We start from the raw sequence: 18,336 nt of genomic DNA, 5'->3' as shown, positions 1-18,336 counted from the left end.
CGCGATCAGCCGCGGATCAGGTCCGATAGCCCCTGATAAACCAGCGCCACCGACACTACGAACAGCAGCGCGTAGGCGATCCGGTAGAACAGCCCGGTCGGCGTCCGCTTCACCAGCCAGATCCCCGCCATGTTGGCGGCCGCGGCAAGCGGCAACAGCGCCAGCGACGTGCCGAGATTGGCCGGGGTGAATTGCCCGAGCAGAAAATACGGACCGATCTTCAGCGCATTGATGATGGCAAAGAAGATCGTGGTGGTTCCGACCAGCACCAATTTCGGCAGCAGCTGCGGCAGCATATAGACCTGATACGGCGGGCCGCCGCCTTGCGTCATGAACGACGTGAAGCCCGACACCGCGCCCCAGAATACGCCGGCAGCATCCGACAGCTTCACCGCCGAGGCATGCGGCCGCAGCCAGACGTTGAGCACAAACACCAGCCCGACGCCGCCGACGATCAACCGCACCGCATCGTCCGACACGATCGAGGCCGTCCACCACGCGATCGCCATTCCGACCAGCGCTCCGGGAAGCATCACCTTTAGGCTGCGCGCATCCCAATGATGCCGATACACGTACAGCGAGATCAGATCCTGGGTGATCAGCACCGGCAATAGCAGGCCGGCAGCTTCGAGCGGCGGCAGATACAGCGCCAGCAGCGGCGTCGCCGCAATGCCGACGCCGGAAAAGCCACCTTTGGCGAGGCCGAGCAGAAACACCGCGGGGATGGCGACGGCGTAGAACCAGGGATCGAGGATGATCGACAACGAACGGACTCGAACTGATGGAGGATCACCGCGCGACCGGCGGCGCTCCCGCTGTACAGAGGAATATCGGCCCCGGCAAACCGCGTCGGCGCATATCGCCCTCGCGGACACTCGCGCTCCGAACTGACGGATCAGCTCCGCTCCTTCAGCCCGTGCTGCTGCAGACGCCACAGCAACAGATCCAGCCGGTCCTGACCGAAGAACGGCTCGCCCTTGAACACGAAGGTCGGCACGCCCCAGTGGCCGGACGCGGCGTGGTCGCGCTCGTTGCTGCGGATTGTCTCATCGTATCGGTCGGGATCGGCCGCTATCTCGGACTCGAGCTGCGCCAGATCGAGCCCGGCCCGCTCGCCGGCTTTGGCCAGATGATCGCCTTCGTGCCAGTTGTCGACCGCGCCGCCATACAGCACCGAGCTGACCTCGCGGATGAACGGCAGGCCGCGGCCGGCAAGCTGGGCGGCGGCGCCGAGGCGCGTCAGGCGGGTGATGTAGGGCTGCTCGGCTGCCACTTCGAGCGTCTGCATGTTCTGCACGATCGGATCAGGCCGCGGGAAGCGAAACGGAATTCCCTCCTTCTGCGCGACACGAAAACTGTCGAGCACGACGTAGCGCGCGAACCTCGGATCGGTACGCTTGAAGAACGTCGGATCGCGCACCGCGAGCGGATACACCGGCCGCGCGTTGATGACGAAGTCATATTGCTCGACCAGCTTCACCGCCTTGGGCAGTGACAGATAGCTGTACGGGCTCCGGAACGACCAGAACAGATCGACGCTAAGACTCATCGGGCAACCTTTGCCCGGATCGTCGTCACGGGGGTCTCGCAATGCAGAATGTGCCCCGCCAATTTCCGCCACGCGGGCATGAACGGCGTCGCGGCGCCACTGATTAGTCTCATGAATACCTCCCTGATCGGTGCACCGCTTCGGCGGCATCTATCATTTCATGAACTAATCGTAAGGTGCAGACCTGCGATTGCAATCCGTTTCTGCATCGGCTGAGATGCCACCGTCGCGACAGACGACGAAGGCAGGGAGGAGACCGACGATGAGCGAGACCGTCACAGTCGCCAACGACGCAATTGAGCCGAAAGATGCCTCCGCTTCGGTCCTCGCGCGTCATAAGGCGGTGCTGGACGAATTGCCGTTCTCCGACACCGGTGATTTCGACGACGCTGCGCGCGGCTTTCTCGGCAGCATCGACCACGCCGCGATCAGTTCGGCGCAGGGCCGCACGGTGTGGAGTCTCGAACCCTATCGCTTCCTAAATGACGAGGTCGCCCCGGCAACCGTCGATCCGAGCCTGTGGCGACAATCGCGGCTGAACATGCAGCACGGGTTGTTCGAGGTCGTCCCGGGCGTGTACCAGGTCCGCGGCTTCGACATCGCCAATATGACGCTGATCGAGAGCGACAACGGCGTGATCGTGGTCGACACCCTGACCTCGATTGAAGGCGCCCGCGCGGCAATGCAGCTCTATATCCGCCACCGCGGCGACAGGCCAGTGGTGGCGGTCATCTTCACCCACACCCATGCCGATCATTGGGGCGGCGCGCGCGGCGTGCTCGACGAGGATGCAATCGCGAGCGGACGGGTGCCGATCATTGCGCCAGATTTGTTCATGGAGCACGCCGTCTCCGAGAACATCATTGCGGGGCCGGCGATGTTGCGGCGGGCGCAGTATCAGTTCGGACCACTGCTCGCCAAGGGACCGCGCGGCCATGTCGATTGCGGCCTCGGCAAGACGATGGCCGCCGGCACCGCGGCGCTGCTGCGCCCGACCGACCTGATCAAGGCGACCGGCGACACCCGCCGCATCGACGGCGTCGACTTCGAATTCCAGATGGCGCCGAATTCCGAAGCGCCAGCGGAGATGCACTTCTTCGTTCCGCGCTACAAGCTGCTCAACCTCGCCGAGAACTGCACCCACAACTTTCACAATCTGCTGCCGTTCCGCGGCGCCGACGTGCGCGACGCGCTGGCGTGGTCGGGCTATCTCGGCGAGGCCTTGCAGCTCTGGGGCGGCAAGGCCGAGGTGATGTGCGGGCAGCACCATTGGCCGGTGTGGGGCATGAAGCGGATCGACCTGATGATCCGGCAGCAGCGCGACATCTACAAATTCGCCCACGACCAGACGCTGCGACTGATGAACCACGGTCTCAACGCTGCCGAGATTGCCGAAACCATCCGCCTCCCAAAGAGCCTCGATGGCGCCTGGCACGCGCGCGGCTATTACGGCCACATCCGTCACAACGTGAAGGCGATCTATCAGAAGTATCTCGGCTGGTACGACGCCAACCCGGCCAATCTCGATCCGCTACCGCCGGTGGACGCCGGCAAGAAGTACGTCGAGTACATGGGCGGCGCCGACGCGCTGCTGGCGAAGGCACGCGCGGATTTCGAGCGGGGTGAATTCCGCTTCGTGGCGCAGGTGCTCAGTCATCTGGTGTTCGCCGATCCCGACAATCAGGACGGTCGGTTACTGCTGGCCGATACGTTCGAACAGCTCGGCTACCAGTCCGAGAGCTCGACCTGGCGCAACGCCTATCTGTTCGGCGCCCAGGAACTGCGCCACGGCATGCCGAAAATGCCGACGCGCCCCGGAATGCCGCGCGAGACGCTGTCGGCGCTGAAGACCTCTCAGATCTGGGACGTGCTCGGCGTCCGGCTCAACGGACCGAAGGCCGAAGGCAAGGCGATCGTGCTGAACTGGCAGTTCACCGACACCGGCGAAACCTGGGTGCTGACGCTGGAAAACTGCGCCCTGACCTATGTGGCCGGCACGCAATCTGCCGCGGCCGACGCCGGCTTTGTGCTGCCGCGAAGCCTGCTCGACGAGGTGATCGCCAAGCAGACCTCGTTTCCGGAGGCGGTGATGGCCGGCAAGATCAAGGTCAGCGGCAATCCGATGAAGCTCGCCGAACTAATGGGGCTGATGGACGAGTTTCCACGGATGTTCGAGATCGTCGAACCCCGTCGCAATTCGGTCAGTTGAGCCGCTGCGGTCCCACTCCGGACACTGACGGGGCAATGTACCCTGCTTAGGAACGTCGTATCACAAGCCGCGTTGGCGCCTCAGCAAGCGAGGGTGACCGCCATGCGTGGAAAGAAGCCTTCAGTTCGAGCGCCCCAGGCCAGGATCAAGAAGCCAAGCCCCAAGGCACGCAAGTTGTCGCGGCTGACGGCCATCGCCAGCCACGCGATGATGGGTGCCGCGATCGGGCTCGGCTTTGCGTTCGTGGCGACGCGGTCCCCGAATTTCGGCGTAACGCCGGCGCTGCTGAGCCTGCCGCCGTTTCGGCTGTTCGATTTCGCCCTGACCTCGGCGACCGGCTTTGCGATCGTCGCCGCACTCACCGGCCTCGCCCTGAGCGAGGCCGAGGAGCGCTGATCGTCAGGCGGCAGACCGCGCCGCGGCCTGCTCGACTGCAAACGCGAGCCGCAGCGGACTGCGGAAGGTCGACGACGGCATCCAGTTCAGATGCTGTTCGGTGCGCGTGTAGTCCGGCACCACCTTGTGGAACTCATCGAATGCGATCTTGATCGCCATCCGGGCGATCGCCGAGCCGAGGCAGGCATGGACGCCGCCGCCGAAGCCGAGGTGGCCCTTTGGCTTGCGCTTCAGGTCGTAGACGTCCGGATTCGGAAACTGCCGTTCGTCGCGATTGGCCGAGCCATAGGCAAGACAGACGAAATCGCCCGCCTTCATGGTGACGCCGTGCAGCGTCAGGTCGCTCTGCAGGCAGCGCTTAAACCGCTGCGCCGAGGTGTTGTAGCGCAGCGATTCCTCGACCGCATCCGGCAGCAGCGCCGGATCGGCCACCACGGCGCGGCGCGCATCGGCGAAATCCGCCAGGTTCAGCGCCAGCATACTCATGAAGCCGCCGAGCGACTCGATGCCAGCCATGATCAGCGTGGTGGTGGTAAGCAACACCTCGCGTTCGTCGAGCTTATCGCCGTCGATCTCCGCCATGCTGAAATGCGAGATCAGATCGTTCTTCGGCTCGGCGCGGCGCTGCGCGATCACGCTCGACGCATAGTCCTGCATCCAGGCGTAGGCGGCGAGATGCTCCGGCCCCTTGGCGCGGGTGACCGGATCGCTCTGCACCATCAGCACCGCCTTGTCGCGCACGGTCTGCTCATCGCCCATCGGCAGGCCGAGCGCCGCGAACAGCACCCGCACGGTGAACTTGGACGAAAAGTCGCTGATGAAATCGAACCGGTCGCGGCCGCGTAGCGCCTCGGCGGCGTCGCGGGCGATCTCCCGCATCGGTTCGGCCAGCGCTTCGAGATTGCGCTTCATGAAGGCGTGCTGCACCAGTCCGCGCAGCCGGTCGTGGCGCGGCGGATCAGTGGTGCCGAGGGTGGCGCCGGCCCGGTTCGGCAGCTCGGTCATCAGGTTGCCCTTGGCCGAGGAGAACACCTGCCAGTTGCTGCCTGCGCCGGCGACGTCGAGATAGCGCGACAGAATCCACATCTGCGCCGGCTCGCTCCAGTACACCGGATGTTCGTCACGCAGCGTCTTGTAGAGCGGGAACGGATCGGCATCGACAACGGGCGAATAAGGATCGAAGCTGAACATGAGCTGATTTCCTCTCTTGTTAAGGCCGCCCGGTTCGTTTGTTTGTCTATTAGTTGCGGCGATCGTCGGAGTGTAGTTGGCACCACCTCGCGCCGTGAGACGCCGCGATGACAAAAACTTGCACTTTTCCGACGTTCGGTCTTAGCTTCGCCGATGGCCCGTTCTCGCCGCAAAGCAGCAATTCCGATCTTCGCGCTGTACGGCGAGACGCCCGCCGCACCGGTCGACATGCTGCATGTCGAAGCGATTCAATCGCGCAGCCGATTGTATCAGTGGGAGATCGACGTCCACGCTCACCGCAGCCTGCATCAGATCCTCTGGATTGGCTCTGGAATAGCGACAATCGCGCTCGATGAGCAGCGCGTGCAACGCGATGGTCCGGTCGCGGTGATCGTGCCGCCCGGCGTCGTTCATGGCTTCAAATTCTCGCCGCACACCGAAGGCCAGGTCTTCACCTTCAATCCGCACGCGATGATCGAGGGCGACGTGCCGGCGACCGGACAGGCGCTGCGCGATCTGTTCGCCGCGGCCCGCATTCTGGAATTCGAGCCTGACGGCGCCGCCACGAGGCGGATCGACAGATTATTCGCCGAGCTTGCCGACGAATTCGCCTCGCCGGATGCCGGCAGTTCACCGGTGCCGCTATGGCTCGGCCGCGCCATCGTCTGGCGGCTGGCGCAGCAGAGCGAGCGGCAGGCGCGCTATGCGGCGCGCGGCGGCGATCAATTCACCCGCTTCCTGCTGCTGGTCGAAGCGCATCATTGCGAGCACTGGCCGATCGCACGCTACGCCGACGCGCTCGGTATGACGCCGGAGCGTCTCAACCGCCTGGCGAAAGCCGAAACCGGCCAGAACGCGCTCGACGTCGTCCATGCCCGTCTCACCCGCGAAGCCTGCCGCCGGCTGACCTATATAGCTGCGCCGATCTCCAAGCTCTCGTTCGAGCTCGGCTTCGAAGACCCCGCCTATTTCTGCCGCTTCTTCAAACGCCGCACTGGCCACAGTCCACGCGACTATCGACGCGTGATGAGCGAAGAGGCGTAGGCGCTGCGCTGTTCATCGTCATTGCGAGCGAAGCGAAGCAATCCAGGATCATACACCGAGCTGGATTGCTTCGCCGCTGCGCTCCTCGCAATGACGGGGAACGTACTGACGAACCGTACCAGCTACTTGCGCCAATCCTCTCATCCTGAGGAGCCCCGGCGAAGCCGGAGCATCTCGAAAGATGGCCCCCGGCACGGGCCGAGCAGCGCCTTGTCTCGCGTAACGACCTACGCCGCCTGCGCCAGCCTCGGCCGGTTCTCGATCAGCATGATGCCCGACGCGGTGTTGGAGATCGGCAGGTGATAGTTGCGGTGCAGCTCGTGGACGTCGCCGGTCAGCGCGCCGCGCATCGCGACCCAGTTCATCACCTCGACGCCCTGGCTGCCGGCGAGCTCGACCAGTTCGTGCGGGTCAATCCCAAGCAGGCCCTCGATATCACCGGTCATCGCATCCATGCAGCGGCGGTCGAACGCGGTGTTGATGAAGCCGGCGCGCTGGCCTTCGAGTTGATGCGACAGCCCGCCGGTGCCGATCACCACCACTTTCAGATCTTCCGGATAGCTCTCGATCGCGCGACCGATCGCCTGGCCGAGCTTGAAGCAGCGGCGCAGCGACGGCAGCGGATGCTGCACGGTGTTGACCACCACCGGCACGGTCGGAATGTCGTGAGCGCGGCCGCGCAGGAACAGCTCCATCGGCAAGCTGTAGGCGTGATCGACCAGCATCTCCTGGCAGGTGACTGGGTCGAACTCGGACTCCACCAGCGTTTCGATAATGTGCCACGACAGTTTGGTGTCGCCCTTGAACGGCGCCATCACCGGGATGCCCCAGCCCTCGTCGTCGTTGCGATATTCCGGCGCGGCGCCGACCGCGAAGGTCGGCATCTTGTCGAGGAAGAAGTTCAGTCCGTGATCGTTGTAGATCACCACCGCGGCATCGGGCTTGGCCGCCTCCAGCCAGCGGCACGGCGCATCGAAGCCGTCGAAAAACGGCGCCCAATACGGGTCTTTCTGGAGGCCCTTGGCCATCGCCCCGCCGATCGCCGGGACGTGCGAAGCGGCCAGGCCGCCGATGATCGTCGCCATGTCAGCAATCCCCTCTCAATTGTCCCGCGCCGCCAGCAGCTTCGCCTTGAACTGATCGACCGTCATGCCGGTCTGCAGCGCGCCGATGTCCTGCATGTTGAGGCCGAGGATGCCGGCAAACTTGGCGAGGTAGTAGGCGTTGCCGCCCTCGTCGAGCAGCTTGAGCAGATCGCGCTCGAGGATCGCTTCGGTCTGCGCCGCGGTGAGCCCGTAGCGCGCGCAATACGCAGCTTCGTCCTTGACGAACGCGGCGCGCGCGCCGGCGTCGTTGAACGAGAAGCACATCTTGTTGAGAGCGTAGCCCTTCTGCGCCGCTTCGGGTCCGAAGATCGGCGTCCCGAAAATCTCGCGCTTGGCGCGTCCGGCGCCAGCCGCCAATGCCTCACTCATGGCATCCCCTGATGACGTTTCCTGCCTGTGGCCATGCGGCCAAATTTCGCGAACGATAGGCGGCGGCAGGAGGGGTTATTTGACGTGCGTCAAATGTCAGGAGAATCCTGACAGCAGAGGACCGCCCCGGAGCAGAGCGCTCAGGAGCGCGTCGCCCCTCGCAGCCATCGCCGCAGTCTTTGCAGCATCGACAGCGGCGGCTCTGGTTCGATTGCGTCCGAGGGCTGTTCGAGCGCCAAAGACGGAGCTTCGGCAAGGTCGGTGATGATCTCGTCTCCAGTCGGCAACGGGCTGGTCGGGCAACGCGGTGGCAACGGCGCTGCGGGAGTCGCAGATACGAAGTGGCCGGCGGATTGCAGCACCAGCGGCCCGACCTCGGTCAGAAACGCCTGCTCGTAGCTACGGGACAGCCGCTGCAGTGCTTCGTCGAGCGGCAGCCAATCAACCGCGCGGATGTCCTTCATCAGCGGCAGGGTCTGCCGCGGCTCGGCTTCCATTCGCCAGAAATGCACCACCTTGGAACGGCCGCCGGAATCATACGCGAGCGTGCCGATGAACTCGTGGACCTCGACAACGTGGCCGGTCTCTTCCAGCACCTCGCGCTCGGCGGCCTGGCGCGGCGTCTCGCCATGATCGAGCTTGCCCTTCGGCAGAACCCAATCATTACGCTTACGCATCCGGACGACCGCGAACAGCGGATCTTTGCCGCGCCGCAACACGATTCCGCCTGCTGCCAGCACCGGAGTTCGCAACTTATCGCCCTTCGTCGTCGGGAAATCGACCTCCACCATATAGGATCAAGCGTCCCTCAAGCGAGGCACGACGTTGCGTGCCGCTTCGAAAAATCAACCACGCATGTCAGCCAGCACTTACGGCGCGGGCGGCGGCGGCACCACCGGATAGCTGCGATCCGGCGTCAGCACGCAGCGATACACGCGCTTGCTGCGGGTCTGCCACGCCTCGACGATCCGGCCGCAATTGGCGCAATGCAGATTGCCAGGTTCACCGTCGAGTGTTTCGGATTCGGCGCAGCGGTACAGCGCGCCGCATTCACATTCCACGTCGGAGAGTCTCATCGCTTCTTCCCTGATATCGACTTGCGGCGGTTCCCGCCGTCGCAAATTGCTATCCTAGGTGGCAATGCTGACGCCGCTGTGTCAGCCCATTGCGGAAGGCGAATAATTTCCGCGAGATGACACACCGAAGCACCGGCTGGCGGTTCACGGCCGAGCCGGGATAGAATTGCAGTGGCGCTGCAAACAACCGCCGGACGATCGCGGAGGTAACCGCGGCGTCCCAACGATCAACGAGGAAACACCCATGACGTTCTGGCCCGAGGCCGGCATCGGTGGCGCGCTGCGCCGCGAGACTCACTACGACGGCCGGTCGATGCTGTGCTTCTCCGAGCGCCCCGCCCATCTCGCAGCCATGTTCGACGATCTGGTCACCCGATTCGGCGACCGTCCCGCGATCGTCGATGACCGCGCGCTCAGCTATCGCGAGCTCGATCTCCTGGTTCGCAAGATCGCGCTGTCGCTGTCCGCACTCGGCATCGGCAAGGGCGACCGCGTCGCACTGTTCCTCGGCAATTGCTGGGAGTTCCTGGCGGTGACGCTCGCCTGCAACCGGCTCGGCGTGCTGGTGGTCCCGATCGGCATCCGGCAGCGCCGCGCCGAGCTCGAATTCCTGCTGAACAACAGCGGCGCCAAGGTCGTGGTGTTCGAGGCCGAGCTGGCGGGCGAGATCCCGTCTGCCGCCGACTTGCCGCAGCTCGCACATCGCTTCGTCGCGCACGGCAGTTCCAAGAACGCGCGACCGTTCGAGGATATGCTCGCCGTCGATCCGGCGAACGCGCCGCTGGCGGAGATGCACGAAGACGATACCGCGGTGATTCTCTACACCTCGGGTACCACCGGCAAGCCGAAGGGCGCCGAGCTGACGCATCTCAGCATCCTACACTCGTCCTATGCGTTCGCGCGCGCCCATGAGCTGACCGAACGCGACCGTGGGCTGGTCGCGGTGCCGCTGTCGCACGTCACCGGCCTCGTCGGCGTGTCATACGCGACGATCGCCGCGGGGGGCTGCGTAGTGCTGATGCGGCAGGCGTTCAAGACCGCCGACTTCCTTGCCCTCGCGGCGCGCGAGCAGATCACCTATTCGATCCTGGTGCCGGCGATCTACACACTTGCCGTGATGCACCCCGACTTCGCGCATTACGATCTGTCGGCGTGGCGGATCGGCTGCTTCGGCGGCGCGCCGATGCCGGTGCCGACCATCGAGATGCTGGCGAAGCGACTGCCGAACCTGCAGCTGCGCAATGCCTATGGGGCGACCGAAACCACCTCGCCGACCACGATCATGCCGCAGGCGTATTGGCGCGATCACATGGACAGCGTCGGCCAAGTGATCCCTTATGCACACGTCCGTGTGCTCGACGCCGACGACAACGAAGTCGCCCCCGGCGAGCCGGGCGAACTCCTGATCGCGGGCCCGATGGTGGTGCCGCGCTATTGGCAGCGGCCCGACGCAAACGCCAAGGAGTTTGTGAACGGCTACTGGCGCAGCGGCGACATCGGCTCGATCGACCAGGACGGCTTCGTTCGCGTGTTCGACCGCAAGAAGGACATGATCAACCGCGGCGGCTTCAAGATCTTCTCGGCCGAAGTCGAGAACGTGATCTGCGGCATCGAAGGTGTGCTGGAGACCGCGATCATCGGAACGCCAGATCCGGTGCTCGGCGAGCGCGTCAACGCCATCGTGGTGACGAGCGAAGGCGCCAGCCTGAACGAACGCGACGTCGCCGCCTACTGCGCGGCGCGGATGTCGGACTACAAAGTCCCCGAGAGCATCATCATCCGCACCACACCCCTGCCCCGAAACGCCAACGGCAAGATCCAGAAGACGGTGCTGCGCGAGACAATCGCGGACCGGGCGGCGAGTTACGCAAGGTCGTAGTCCACGAATTGAAAGATCAAGGCCTCGCGTCAATAGGCATCGTCATGCGCGGAGTTAGCACACTCTCGCCCCAGCGGCAGCGCAACCTCTCCCGCTTGCGGGAGAGGTCGACGCGCGAAGCGCGGCGGGTGAGGGCACTCCTCTCCGCGAGTGGCAAACTCACTGCCCCGGAGGCCCTCACCCCAGCCCTCTCCCGCAAGCGAGACCTCTGCAAAACCTGACTGTTCTATCCAGATGTGATTCACTTGCGCTTAGTCGGAGGTGAACGGGATGGCGCAGGACAGTTTCATTGAGGCTTTGCTGCCGGCGGGCTTTGGGCGCAACGAGCGGCTGGAGCGCATTTCGGGCCTGCTCGATTGGGGCCGTCTTGCCGTCCTGATCCGGAAGGTGCGGCCGGGCGAGACCGGTCGGCCGCCCTACGAGCCGCTGACAATGTTCAAAGCCTTGTTGCTGCAGCAGTGGTACGGACTGTCCGACCCCGGTCTCGAAGAGGCCCTGCTCGACCGAGTTTCGTTCCGGCGCTTCTGCGGGTTCGCGCTGGATGCGCAGACACCCGACGAGACGACGCTTTGCCGGTTTCGCAATGCCTTGCAGCAGGCCGGCCTGGGAGACGCCCTGTTTCAGGAAGTTCTCCGGCAGCTCGAAGCGGCTGGATATGTCTTGAAGACAGGGACTTTGATCGACGCAACCCTGGTTCAAAGTTCAGGGCGGACGCCTGCCTCGGGATCGACCCCGCGCGAGGTCGAGAGCCGCTCGTCACACGATCCGGAAGCCAACTGGACAAGGCAGGGCCCCAAGCGCCAGCTGTTCTTCGGCTACAAGGCGCACATCGCAATCGATCAGGGATCGGGGCTGATCCGGGCCCGCAAACTGACCGGGGCGAAGACGTATGAGAGCCAAGTCGCCGACGATCTCGTCCTCGGCGACGAGAAGGCGGTCTATGCCGACAAGGCCTACGAGAAGCGTGCGCGCCGCCAAGCCCTCAAAGCTCGTGGCATCAAGGATCGCATCCAGCATCGTCGCAACAAACACCAGAAGACGCTGCCGCGATGGCAGGCCGTACGCAACAAGCTGATCGGGCGCGTGAGGCAGGCGATCGAACGGACCTTCTCGCAACTCAAAGGCCGCTACGGCTTCACCCGCATGCGCTACGCCGGCATCACCGCCAACGCATTCCACCTCGATCTAATCTCGATCGCCTACAACCTGCGAACCGCAGCCGCCATCCGCTGACCAATCTCCGGCCACGGCGGCCGAAACCGCCGCTCGCAGCCAAATCGCATCACGCCATCACCCCTCCAGCTGCCAACTCGCCAAATCAACAAGTTTCGCAGAGGTCTCGCAAGCGGGAGAGGGAGCGCGCCTTGCTTGTGGAACGGCGCGACCCTACAGCCAATTATTACTTCGCCGGCGTGATCCGTACCTGCACGTCGCGCGGTTTTGCTGTGTACGGCGCCGACGTCACCAGTACCTCAGCGCCGGCCTCGGCATAGGCCGCAGCGTTGCCCGCATTGACGCCGCCGGCAACCGCGACCACCGGGCGCGACGGCCGCGCGGCAAGTTGCTGGATCAAAGTCGCGACATCCGCGGGAGCGAACTTTTCCAGCTGCAGTACGTCGAACCCGGCCTCGGCCGCGGTGACGGCCGCATCGATCGACGCCACTTCGGTGATCAGCTTCTTTTCGGGCAGCGTGGCGCGCAGCCGAGACACCGTGGCCGCCAGCGGCTCATCGAGAAAACCGCGATGCTCGCCGAACACCAGCACGGTTTCCGACAGGCCGAGCCGGTGCATGGTGGCGCCGCCGGCTTTCACGGCGGCGACCGCGAACCGCTTGGTGCCCGGTGTGTTCTTGCGGGTGCAGGCGACCGCGATGGTCGGCGACACCGCGCGGGCCGCATCGACGATGTCGCGCGCCGTGGTGGCGACGCCGGACCAAATCTCGATCAGCGTCTGCGCCACCTTCCAGCTGCGCAGCAGGCCCGAGGCGCTGCCGCGGGCGGTCAGGATCGGCGCGCCCGCCGCGAGCCGACTGCCGGACGAAGCAGAGAGTTCAACCTTGCAGCCGCACAGCCGGATGATCGCGGCGGCATCTTCGGCGAGCGCCAGCACCATCGGATCGCGGGCGGTGAACTGCATCGCGCCGGACGCCGCACCGATGCCCAGCGCCTCGGTCGTCAAATCGCCGCAAGGCACGTCGTCGTCGAGCAGGCGCTCCAGTTCGGCAGTGGTGGCGGCAGGCATACGGCAGGTCCCCGGTATCGTCGTTCGGCGCATTTGACGCGCGGCAGTTCCGGCGCAACATCTCCGCTTCGGATCGTTATGTCCATGACTATACAACGCTGTCAGGTTTGCGACCAAAGCTCGCAGCCGGTTCGCCGGAGCGAAACGATCGACAAATCAATCGCATAGCAAGCGAACGCGCCGGCCAAATAGCCGGCACGGCACTTGCTGAACTCACGACGAGCACACCGACTGGAGGGTGCAGAGATGACGGACAGCAGCGCAGAGGCACCAAGGATCGCCGCGATCATCTATCGTGCCGACGACGACGTCGACGCGCTGCTGGCGGAGTTCGCATTCGCCCGGCTTGCGGCCGGAGACCGGCTCGGCGGCATCGTGCAGCGAAACATCAAGGACGCGGCCGGCAAGAAGATCGACATGCAGCTGATCGACCTGATGACCGGCGAGGCGATCGGGATTTCGCAGACGCTCGGCAGCGGCGCGGGATCGTGCAAGCTCGACGCCGGCGGCCTGGCCGAGTCCGCCCAAGCCGTGACGCGTGCGGTCGCGAGCGGCGCCGCCCTGGTGGTGATCAACAAATTCTCCAAGCAGGAAGCGACCGGCAAGGGTCTGCGCAACGAATTTGCCGAGGCCATCGTCGCCGAACGGCCGCTCCTCACCGCGGTGCCGGAGAAATGCGCCGACGCGTGGCGCGAGTTCATCGGCGACGAGGGCGCGGAGCTGCCGTGCAGCCGCGCAGCGATCGAGACATGGTGGGCCGGCCTCGCACCGCGACTGGCAGAGCCATCGGCCTGCAGTGCGCGTGCCGATCAGCACGCGCACAAGACGATCTGTTGAAGGAGCCTTCGGCAATGGCCAAAGTCGTGTTCTACGAGAAGCCCGGCTGCGTCGGCAACGCGCGACAGAAGGCGCTGCTCACCGCATCCGGTCACGAGCTCGAGGTGCGCAACCTGCTGGCCGAGCCGTGGACACGCGAGACGCTGCGGCCATTCTTCGGCGACAAGCCGCTCATCGCCTGGTTCAACCAGTCGTCGCCGAAAGTGAAAGCCGGCGCGATCGATTTCGCCGCGCTCGGTGAGGAGGCGGCACTCGCTCTGATGATCGAGGATCCGCTGCTGATCCGCCGCCCGCTGATGCAATCGGGTGACCGCCGTGAAGTCGGCTTCGATCAGGCCACCGTTCACGCTTGGCTCGGGCTGCAGACTGGCGGACCGCGCGTGTTCGACGGTTGCGCGATGGATGATTAGACGCCGGTTACTTTGGCTTCCATCCGATCAGATCGATCAGCGCCGATAGTCCGGCGTGACCGGCGCCTTCGACGACCTCGCTATCGTGCTCGCGAATGCTGAGATTGTCGAAATCGCCGAATGCCTGCTCCAGCAGTTCGCGGGTGTAGAGGTTTTCGGCGCGGCTCGGACCGCCGGTCTTGTAGACGAGCTGCTTCGGGCGATAGCCCTCGATCAGTAAGAGCCCTCCAGGCTTCAGCGCGTCACGGATCTGTTGAAAGATCTGCGGGCGCCGCTCCGGTTCGACGAACTGAAAGAAGATGCCGGCGATCACGTCGAATCCGTTCGGCCACTGCCAGCTCAAGAGATCGACGGTTCGGGTTTCGATCGTGACGCCGCGCTCGGCTGCGAGCTTGTGCGCCTTGGCCTGCGCAGTCGGCGAGAAATCGACCGACAATACGGAGAGTCCGCATTCGGCCAGGAATACGCCGTTGCGGCCCTCACCATCGGCGATCGCCAGCGCGCGCCCCTGCTTCGGCAGCAGATCACGGCACGACGCCAGAAAAGCGTTCGGCGCAGTGCCGAACAGATAGCCGTCCGCGGAAAAACGGCTCTCCCACATGTCGAAATGTTCGGATGCCATGATGGCCGGTTCTCCTTCCAACACGCTGCACTGATGCGCCAGCTTGGCGGCAGCACGCGCGCCTTCGCAATGCTGCTTCCTTGATGCCCGATCGGCCGCGCTGCCGCGGTGACATCGTCACAGACCGCCGGTTCATCGCCATGCGACGGATCGCCCGGAAGCGACACGGCGCGCGCCAACGAGGATACGCGAGGATGCGCAACATCACCATCATCGGCTCGGGCTTTGCCGGCCTCACCGCCGCCCGCGAGTTGCGCAAGCATAACATCGACGCCGCAATCACGATGATATCGCCGCGACGGGAGCTGCACTTCCTGCCGAGCTCGATCTGGATTCCCGCCGGCCTCCGTCAAGCAGAGCGGCTGAAGGTGCCACTCGACAATTTCTTGACCAAACACCGGATCGATTTCGTCGAAGCCTCCGCCACAGGCCTGAAGGACGGTGGCCGCATGGTCGTCACCGACCGCGGCGAACTGCGTAACGATCATCTGATCATTGCGACCGGCGGCCGCTTCATCCGCAAATTGCCGGGTATCGAGCACGCGCTGATCCCGTGCGAAGGCATCAAGATCGGCGAAGAGATCGGGCGTCGGCTCGACGCGCTGAAGGGCGGCACCATCGCGGTCGGCTTTGCCACCAATCCGAACGAGCCCGGCGCGATGCGTGGCGGGCCGATGTTCGAGTTCCTGTTCATCATCGACGCGCTGCTGCGCCGGCAAGGAAAGCGGCCGGGCTTCGAGATCGTGTTCTTCAGCCCCGCGCCACGCCCCGGCGCGCGGCTCGGCGAGCGCGCGGTCGACGGCCTGCTGCAGGAAATGAAAAACCGCGGCATCGCGACCCGACTCGGCCGCAAGATCCTGCGGTTCGAAGAACGAAAAGTGGTGCTCGACGGCGGCGAGATCGACGCCGACCTGATCCTGTTCATGCCGGGTCTGACCGGTCCGGCCTGGCTCGAGAACACCGATCTGCCGCTATCGGCCGGTGGCATGATCAAGGCGGACGAGCTGTGCCGGGTGGAGGGGCAGCCCAACGTCTGGGTCGCCGGCGACGCCGGTTCATTCCCCGGCCCGGACTGGATGCCAAAGCAGGCGCATCAGGCCGATCTGCAGGCGATTGCGGTTGCGGCCAACATCGCCGCGATCGAATCGGGACAGCAACCGATCACTCGCTTCAAGCCGGAGCTGGTCTGCATCGTCGATATGCTCGACTCCGGCATGCTGGTGTTTCGCAATCAGCGCTCCAACTTCGTCGGACCGAAGATGAAGCTGTTTCATTGGCTGAAGCGCTTATTCGAACGTCACTATCTGACGACATTCCGCTGATAGCCGCATCGGCGCTCAGCCAACAAAATGGAGACGAATGGCCCATGAGCGTGAAGACGATTTCGCCGATCGAAGCCCACCGCCTCGTGACCGAAGGTGGTGCTGTGCTGGTCGACGTGCGCGAGCGCCACGAGATTGCCCGCGAACATATCGACGGCGCGATCGAACTGCCGCTGACTGGTTTCAAGCACGGCGATCTCGGCGCAGTGCAGGGACGCAAGGCGATCTTTTTCTGCCATTCCGGCGGACGGACGCGGATGTATGCTGGCCAGATCGAAGCCAAGGCGAGCGGCGTATGTGAGCCTTACGTGCTCGGCGGCGGCATTCTGTCGTGGCGCAAGGCCGGCTTTCCGACCGTGCAGGGCTCGAAACCGCCGGGCCTGTTTCAGCGCTTGTTCGGCCGCAAGCCGGCTGACTGAAGCAGCGCGCCGTTCAGGCGTCGACGCTCTGGCGCTTACGGCGTGGCGCGGACGTGGGCTTCGCGCGCGAGGCTGCCGCGGGTCTGTCCTTGTCGCGATCCTTGCGACAGAAGGTGGCGTGCAACGCCAAGATCAGGCTGCGGACCTCTTCGCTGGCCAAAGAATAGAACACCTGCTGCCCCTCGCGCCGTGCCTGCACCAGCTTTTCGCTGCGCAGCCGCGCGAGCTGCTGCGACACCGTCGGCTGCCGTTCGTCGAGCAGCTCGGTGAGTTCCGACACCGACTTCTCGCCTTCGGCGAGCTGACACAGCATGATCAGCCGTGACACGTTCGACAGCGTCTTCAGAAACTCGGCCGCTACCACGGCATTTTCGCGTAGCTCGCGGGTATCGACACGCCTCAGCGCCGGAGAGGTCTTTCGGGCTCCGCTGGCCGCAGCCATCAAGGGATCTCCGCTCAATTCATGATGGACGCTGAAGACGCATGCACGAGGTCTGCGACGTCGACCGCGCGCTCTCCACGCAGCGATATTCGAAGCCCCTCCATACCCGTGTTGCAACAGATTGTCAGCCCGTCGGCTTGCGCCGATGAGGATCCCTCACGGGACGTCCCAGCAAGCAGGGCATTGAAGCGGTCACCGGCTCGGGCTATTGCAGCCGTGGAAACGCTCGAAAAAATAACAATGCAACAACCACAAAGCCACTTCTATCAATCCCACGGCCTGCGCCTGCACTATTGGGACTGGGGCAACGCCGCCGCGCCGCCGCTGCTGCTGATTCATGGCGGCAAGGACCACGGCCGAAGTTGGGATGGCCTCGCCCACGCGCTAAAGCCGCACTTTCACGTGATCGCGCCGGATCTGCGGGGCCACGGCGATTCCGACTGGGCGCGCGGCGGCAGCTACGCGCTGCCGGAATACGTCTATGACCTGACCCGCCTGCCACCGCTGGCCGATGCTCCACCTGCGACCGTGATCGGTCATTCGATGGGCGGGATGATCGCGATGCTGTATGCGGGCACGTTTCCAAAGAAGGTGAATCGGCTCGTTGTGCTCGACGGCGTCACGACCCGACCTGACGCAAAGATGGCTGCGGTCCACGAGCGGATGATCAAATGGCTCGGGCAGCTGGAGCGGCTGGAAGGCCGCGAGCCGCGCCGCTACGCAACGATCGCCGACGCTGCGGCCCAGATGCGCGCACACAACAAGCGACTGACGCCGGAGCTGGCGTTGCATCTGGCCACCCATGGGGCGCGCCGCAACGACGACCGCAGCTATTCGTGGAAATTCGACCCGTATCAACGGGTGACGGCGCCGCACCGGCTCGCGCCGCAGGAATACGCCGAACTATGGGCGCAGATCACTTGCCCGACGCTGCTGCTGTTCGCCGGCGAGAGCTTCATCGATCCGGCCCAGGCGGCAGAGGCTTCGCGCACCTTCAAGGACGTTCGCGCCGAGATAGTCGCCGACGCCGGCCACTGGCTCCAGCACGACCGGCCGGACGAGGTGCTGCGGCTAATCGGACAGTTTGTGGGACTTCCGTCCGCCTCGTCGAACTAGCCTTCAAACCTATCCGTCATTGCGAGGAGCGCAGCGACGAAGCAATCCAGCTCTTTGCCCGGATCTCTGGATTGCTTCGCTTCGCTCACAATGACGGAGAAGATCTC

20 protein-coding genes are annotated in these 18,336 nt (G+C 64.6%); 10 read left to right on the top strand and 10 right to left on the bottom strand.

Annotated features, from left to right (window positions below; all coding sequences use genetic code 11):
• Positions 1 to 5: 5 nt before the first annotated feature.
• Both LRC39_RS05415 and LRC39_RS05410 read right to left on the bottom strand, forming a co-directional pair.
• Positions 6 to 764, bottom strand: a complete 759-nt coding sequence (locus tag LRC39_RS05415) for a sulfite exporter TauE/SafE family protein (protein ID WP_107354421.1) — start codon at positions 762 to 764, stop codon at positions 6 to 8.
• Positions 765 to 895: 131 nt separating this feature from the next.
• The gene (locus LRC39_RS05410) at positions 896 to 1,549 is read right to left on the bottom strand and encodes a 2-hydroxychromene-2-carboxylate isomerase (RefSeq protein ID WP_346296578.1); all 654 of its coding nucleotides are present in this window, start codon (positions 1,547 to 1,549) and stop codon (positions 896 to 898) included.
• Positions 1,550 to 1,811: 262 nt separating this feature from the next.
• Here LRC39_RS05410 and LRC39_RS05405 point away from each other — a divergent pair, with 262 nt between their 5' ends.
• Positions 1,812 to 3,758, top strand: coding sequence for an alkyl/aryl-sulfatase (locus tag LRC39_RS05405; RefSeq protein WP_346296577.1), 1,947 nt, complete (start codon positions 1,812 to 1,814; stop codon positions 3,756 to 3,758).
• A gap of 174 nt (positions 3,759 to 3,932) precedes the next feature.
• A complete protein-coding gene (locus LRC39_RS05400) occupies positions 3,933 to 4,154 on the top strand; it encodes a hypothetical protein (RefSeq protein WP_346296576.1) in 222 nt (73 codons plus the stop codon).
• Positions 4,155 to 4,157: 3 nt separating this feature from the next.
• On the opposite strand, the gene LRC39_RS05395 is transcribed toward LRC39_RS05400, so the two are convergent.
• Positions 4,158 to 5,345 carry a cytochrome P450 gene (locus LRC39_RS05395; RefSeq protein ID WP_346296575.1) on the bottom strand — a complete coding sequence of 396 codons (1,188 nt, stop codon included), beginning with the start codon at positions 5,343 to 5,345 and terminating at the stop codon, positions 4,158 to 4,160.
• Positions 5,346 to 5,498: 153 nt separating this feature from the next.
• Here LRC39_RS05395 and LRC39_RS05390 point away from each other — a divergent pair, with 153 nt between their 5' ends.
• Positions 5,499 to 6,389: a helix-turn-helix domain-containing protein gene (locus LRC39_RS05390; protein WP_346296574.1), complete on the top strand. Its 891-nt coding sequence runs from the start codon at positions 5,499 to 5,501 to the stop codon at positions 6,387 to 6,389.
• Positions 6,390 to 6,616: 227 nt separating this feature from the next.
• On the opposite strand, the gene LRC39_RS05385 is transcribed toward LRC39_RS05390, so the two are convergent.
• The 4 genes from LRC39_RS05385 to LRC39_RS05370 all read right to left on the bottom strand — a co-directional run bounded on the left by LRC39_RS05385 (position 6,617) and on the right by LRC39_RS05370 (position 8,940).
• Positions 6,617 to 7,474 carry a class III extradiol dioxygenase family protein gene (locus LRC39_RS05385; protein WP_346296573.1) on the bottom strand — a complete coding sequence of 286 codons (858 nt, stop codon included), beginning with the start codon at positions 7,472 to 7,474 and terminating at the stop codon, positions 6,617 to 6,619.
• 15 nt (positions 7,475 to 7,489) lie between these two features.
• Positions 7,490 to 7,864, bottom strand: coding sequence for a protocatechuate 4,5-dioxygenase subunit alpha (locus LRC39_RS05380; protein WP_346296572.1), 375 nt, complete (start codon positions 7,862 to 7,864; stop codon positions 7,490 to 7,492).
• Between the two features lie 140 nt (positions 7,865 to 8,004).
• Entirely contained in the window at positions 8,005 to 8,655 is a 651-nt protein-coding gene (locus LRC39_RS05375) for an NUDIX hydrolase (RefSeq protein WP_346296571.1), read from the bottom strand.
• Between the two features lie 78 nt (positions 8,656 to 8,733).
• The gene (locus LRC39_RS05370) at positions 8,734 to 8,940 is read right to left on the bottom strand and encodes a hypothetical protein (RefSeq protein ID WP_107343182.1); all 207 of its coding nucleotides are present in this window, start codon (positions 8,938 to 8,940) and stop codon (positions 8,734 to 8,736) included.
• A gap of 244 nt (positions 8,941 to 9,184) precedes the next feature.
• Here LRC39_RS05370 and LRC39_RS05365 point away from each other — a divergent pair, with 244 nt between their 5' ends.
• Positions 9,185 to 10,819 (top strand): class I adenylate-forming enzyme family protein, encoded by a 1,635-nt coding sequence (locus LRC39_RS05365; protein ID WP_346296570.1) that lies wholly within the window; start codon positions 9,185 to 9,187, stop codon positions 10,817 to 10,819.
• Between the two features lie 270 nt (positions 10,820 to 11,089).
• Positions 11,090 to 12,052 (top strand): IS5 family transposase, encoded by a 963-nt coding sequence (locus LRC39_RS05360; protein WP_346294990.1) that lies wholly within the window; start codon positions 11,090 to 11,092, stop codon positions 12,050 to 12,052.
• A gap of 166 nt (positions 12,053 to 12,218) precedes the next feature.
• On the opposite strand, the gene modD is transcribed toward LRC39_RS05360, so the two are convergent.
• Entirely contained in the window at positions 12,219 to 13,061 is an 843-nt protein-coding gene (gene modD / locus LRC39_RS05355) for a ModD protein (RefSeq protein ID WP_346296569.1), read from the bottom strand.
• Positions 13,062 to 13,307: 246 nt separating this feature from the next.
• On the opposite strand from modD, the gene LRC39_RS05350 reads away from it, so the two are divergent.
• Positions 13,308 to 13,898, top strand: coding sequence for a DUF2478 domain-containing protein (locus LRC39_RS05350; protein ID WP_346296568.1), 591 nt, complete (start codon positions 13,308 to 13,310; stop codon positions 13,896 to 13,898).
• A gap of 14 nt (positions 13,899 to 13,912) precedes the next feature.
• Positions 13,913 to 14,308 (top strand): ArsC/Spx/MgsR family protein, encoded by a 396-nt coding sequence (locus LRC39_RS05345; protein WP_346296567.1) that lies wholly within the window; start codon positions 13,913 to 13,915, stop codon positions 14,306 to 14,308.
• 7 nt (positions 14,309 to 14,315) lie between these two features.
• Here the strand turns inward: LRC39_RS05345 and LRC39_RS05340 are convergent, their stop codons facing one another.
• Entirely contained in the window at positions 14,316 to 14,930 is a 615-nt protein-coding gene (locus tag LRC39_RS05340; RefSeq protein ID WP_346296566.1) for an SAM-dependent methyltransferase, read from the bottom strand.
• Between the two features lie 194 nt (positions 14,931 to 15,124).
• On the opposite strand from LRC39_RS05340, the gene LRC39_RS05335 reads away from it, so the two are divergent.
• Both LRC39_RS05335 and LRC39_RS05330 read left to right on the top strand, forming a co-directional pair.
• Positions 15,125 to 16,252 (top strand): NAD(P)/FAD-dependent oxidoreductase, encoded by a 1,128-nt coding sequence (locus LRC39_RS05335; protein ID WP_346296565.1) that lies wholly within the window; start codon positions 15,125 to 15,127, stop codon positions 16,250 to 16,252.
• Between the two features lie 44 nt (positions 16,253 to 16,296).
• A complete protein-coding gene (locus LRC39_RS05330; protein WP_346296564.1) occupies positions 16,297 to 16,671 on the top strand; it encodes a rhodanese-like domain-containing protein in 375 nt (124 codons plus the stop codon).
• 13 nt (positions 16,672 to 16,684) lie between these two features.
• Here LRC39_RS05330 and LRC39_RS05325 read toward each other — a convergent pair whose 3' ends face one another.
• Entirely contained in the window at positions 16,685 to 17,113 is a 429-nt protein-coding gene (locus tag LRC39_RS05325; protein WP_346296563.1) for an ArsR/SmtB family transcription factor, read from the bottom strand.
• A gap of 240 nt (positions 17,114 to 17,353) precedes the next feature.
• On the opposite strand from LRC39_RS05325, the gene LRC39_RS05320 reads away from it, so the two are divergent.
• Positions 17,354 to 18,229 (top strand): alpha/beta fold hydrolase, encoded by an 876-nt coding sequence (locus LRC39_RS05320; protein WP_346297476.1) that lies wholly within the window; start codon positions 17,354 to 17,356, stop codon positions 18,227 to 18,229.
• The last annotated feature ends 107 nt before the right edge of the window (positions 18,230 to 18,336 follow it).

The sequence above is a fragment of the Rhodopseudomonas sp. P1 genome (assembly GCF_039642825.1).
Taxonomy (GTDB): Bacteria; Pseudomonadota; Alphaproteobacteria; order Rhizobiales; family Xanthobacteraceae; genus Rhodopseudomonas; species Rhodopseudomonas palustris_H.
Note: the sequence above shows the minus strand (reverse complement) of the source record. Positions and strands in the feature narration are given on the sequence as shown.

What these genes read in the sequence shown, in the direction of transcription:
- LRC39_RS05410 (WP_346296578.1), bottom strand. Translation starts at nt 1,549, where the DNA reads ATGAGTCTTAGCGTCGATCTGTTCTGGTCGTTCCGGAGCCCGTACAGC.
- LRC39_RS05405 (WP_346296577.1), top strand. Translation starts at nt 1,812, where the DNA reads ATGAGCGAGACCGTCACAGTCGCCAACGACGCAATTGAGCCGAAAGAT.
- LRC39_RS05395 (WP_346296575.1), bottom strand. Translation starts at nt 5,345, where the DNA reads ATGTTCAGCTTCGATCCTTATTCGCCCGTTGTCGATGCCGATCCGTTC.
- LRC39_RS05390 (WP_346296574.1), top strand. Translation starts at nt 5,499, where the DNA reads ATGGCCCGTTCTCGCCGCAAAGCAGCAATTCCGATCTTCGCGCTGTAC.
- LRC39_RS05385 (WP_346296573.1), bottom strand. Translation starts at nt 7,474, where the DNA reads ATGGCGACGATCATCGGCGGCCTGGCCGCTTCGCACGTCCCGGCGATC.
- LRC39_RS05380 (WP_346296572.1), bottom strand. Translation starts at nt 7,864, where the DNA reads ATGAGTGAGGCATTGGCGGCTGGCGCCGGACGCGCCAAGCGCGAGATT.
- LRC39_RS05375 (WP_346296571.1), bottom strand. Translation starts at nt 8,655, where the DNA reads ATGGTGGAGGTCGATTTCCCGACGACGAAGGGCGATAAGTTGCGAACT.
- LRC39_RS05370 (WP_107343182.1), bottom strand. Translation starts at nt 8,940, where the DNA reads ATGAGACTCTCCGACGTGGAATGTGAATGCGGCGCGCTGTACCGCTGC.
- LRC39_RS05365 (WP_346296570.1), top strand. Translation starts at nt 9,185, where the DNA reads ATGACGTTCTGGCCCGAGGCCGGCATCGGTGGCGCGCTGCGCCGCGAG.
- LRC39_RS05360 (WP_346294990.1), top strand. Translation starts at nt 11,090, where the DNA reads ATGGCGCAGGACAGTTTCATTGAGGCTTTGCTGCCGGCGGGCTTTGGG.
- modD (WP_346296569.1), bottom strand. Translation starts at nt 13,061, where the DNA reads ATGCCTGCCGCCACCACTGCCGAACTGGAGCGCCTGCTCGACGACGAC.
- LRC39_RS05350 (WP_346296568.1), top strand. Translation starts at nt 13,308, where the DNA reads ATGACGGACAGCAGCGCAGAGGCACCAAGGATCGCCGCGATCATCTAT.
- LRC39_RS05345 (WP_346296567.1), top strand. Translation starts at nt 13,913, where the DNA reads ATGGCCAAAGTCGTGTTCTACGAGAAGCCCGGCTGCGTCGGCAACGCG.
- LRC39_RS05340 (WP_346296566.1), bottom strand. Translation starts at nt 14,930, where the DNA reads ATGGCATCCGAACATTTCGACATGTGGGAGAGCCGTTTTTCCGCGGAC.
- LRC39_RS05335 (WP_346296565.1), top strand. Translation starts at nt 15,125, where the DNA reads ATGCGCAACATCACCATCATCGGCTCGGGCTTTGCCGGCCTCACCGCC.
- LRC39_RS05330 (WP_346296564.1), top strand. Translation starts at nt 16,297, where the DNA reads ATGAGCGTGAAGACGATTTCGCCGATCGAAGCCCACCGCCTCGTGACC.
- LRC39_RS05325 (WP_346296563.1), bottom strand. Translation starts at nt 17,113, where the DNA reads ATGGCTGCGGCCAGCGGAGCCCGAAAGACCTCTCCGGCGCTGAGGCGT.
- LRC39_RS05320 (WP_346297476.1), top strand. Translation starts at nt 17,354, where the DNA reads ATGCAACAACCACAAAGCCACTTCTATCAATCCCACGGCCTGCGCCTG.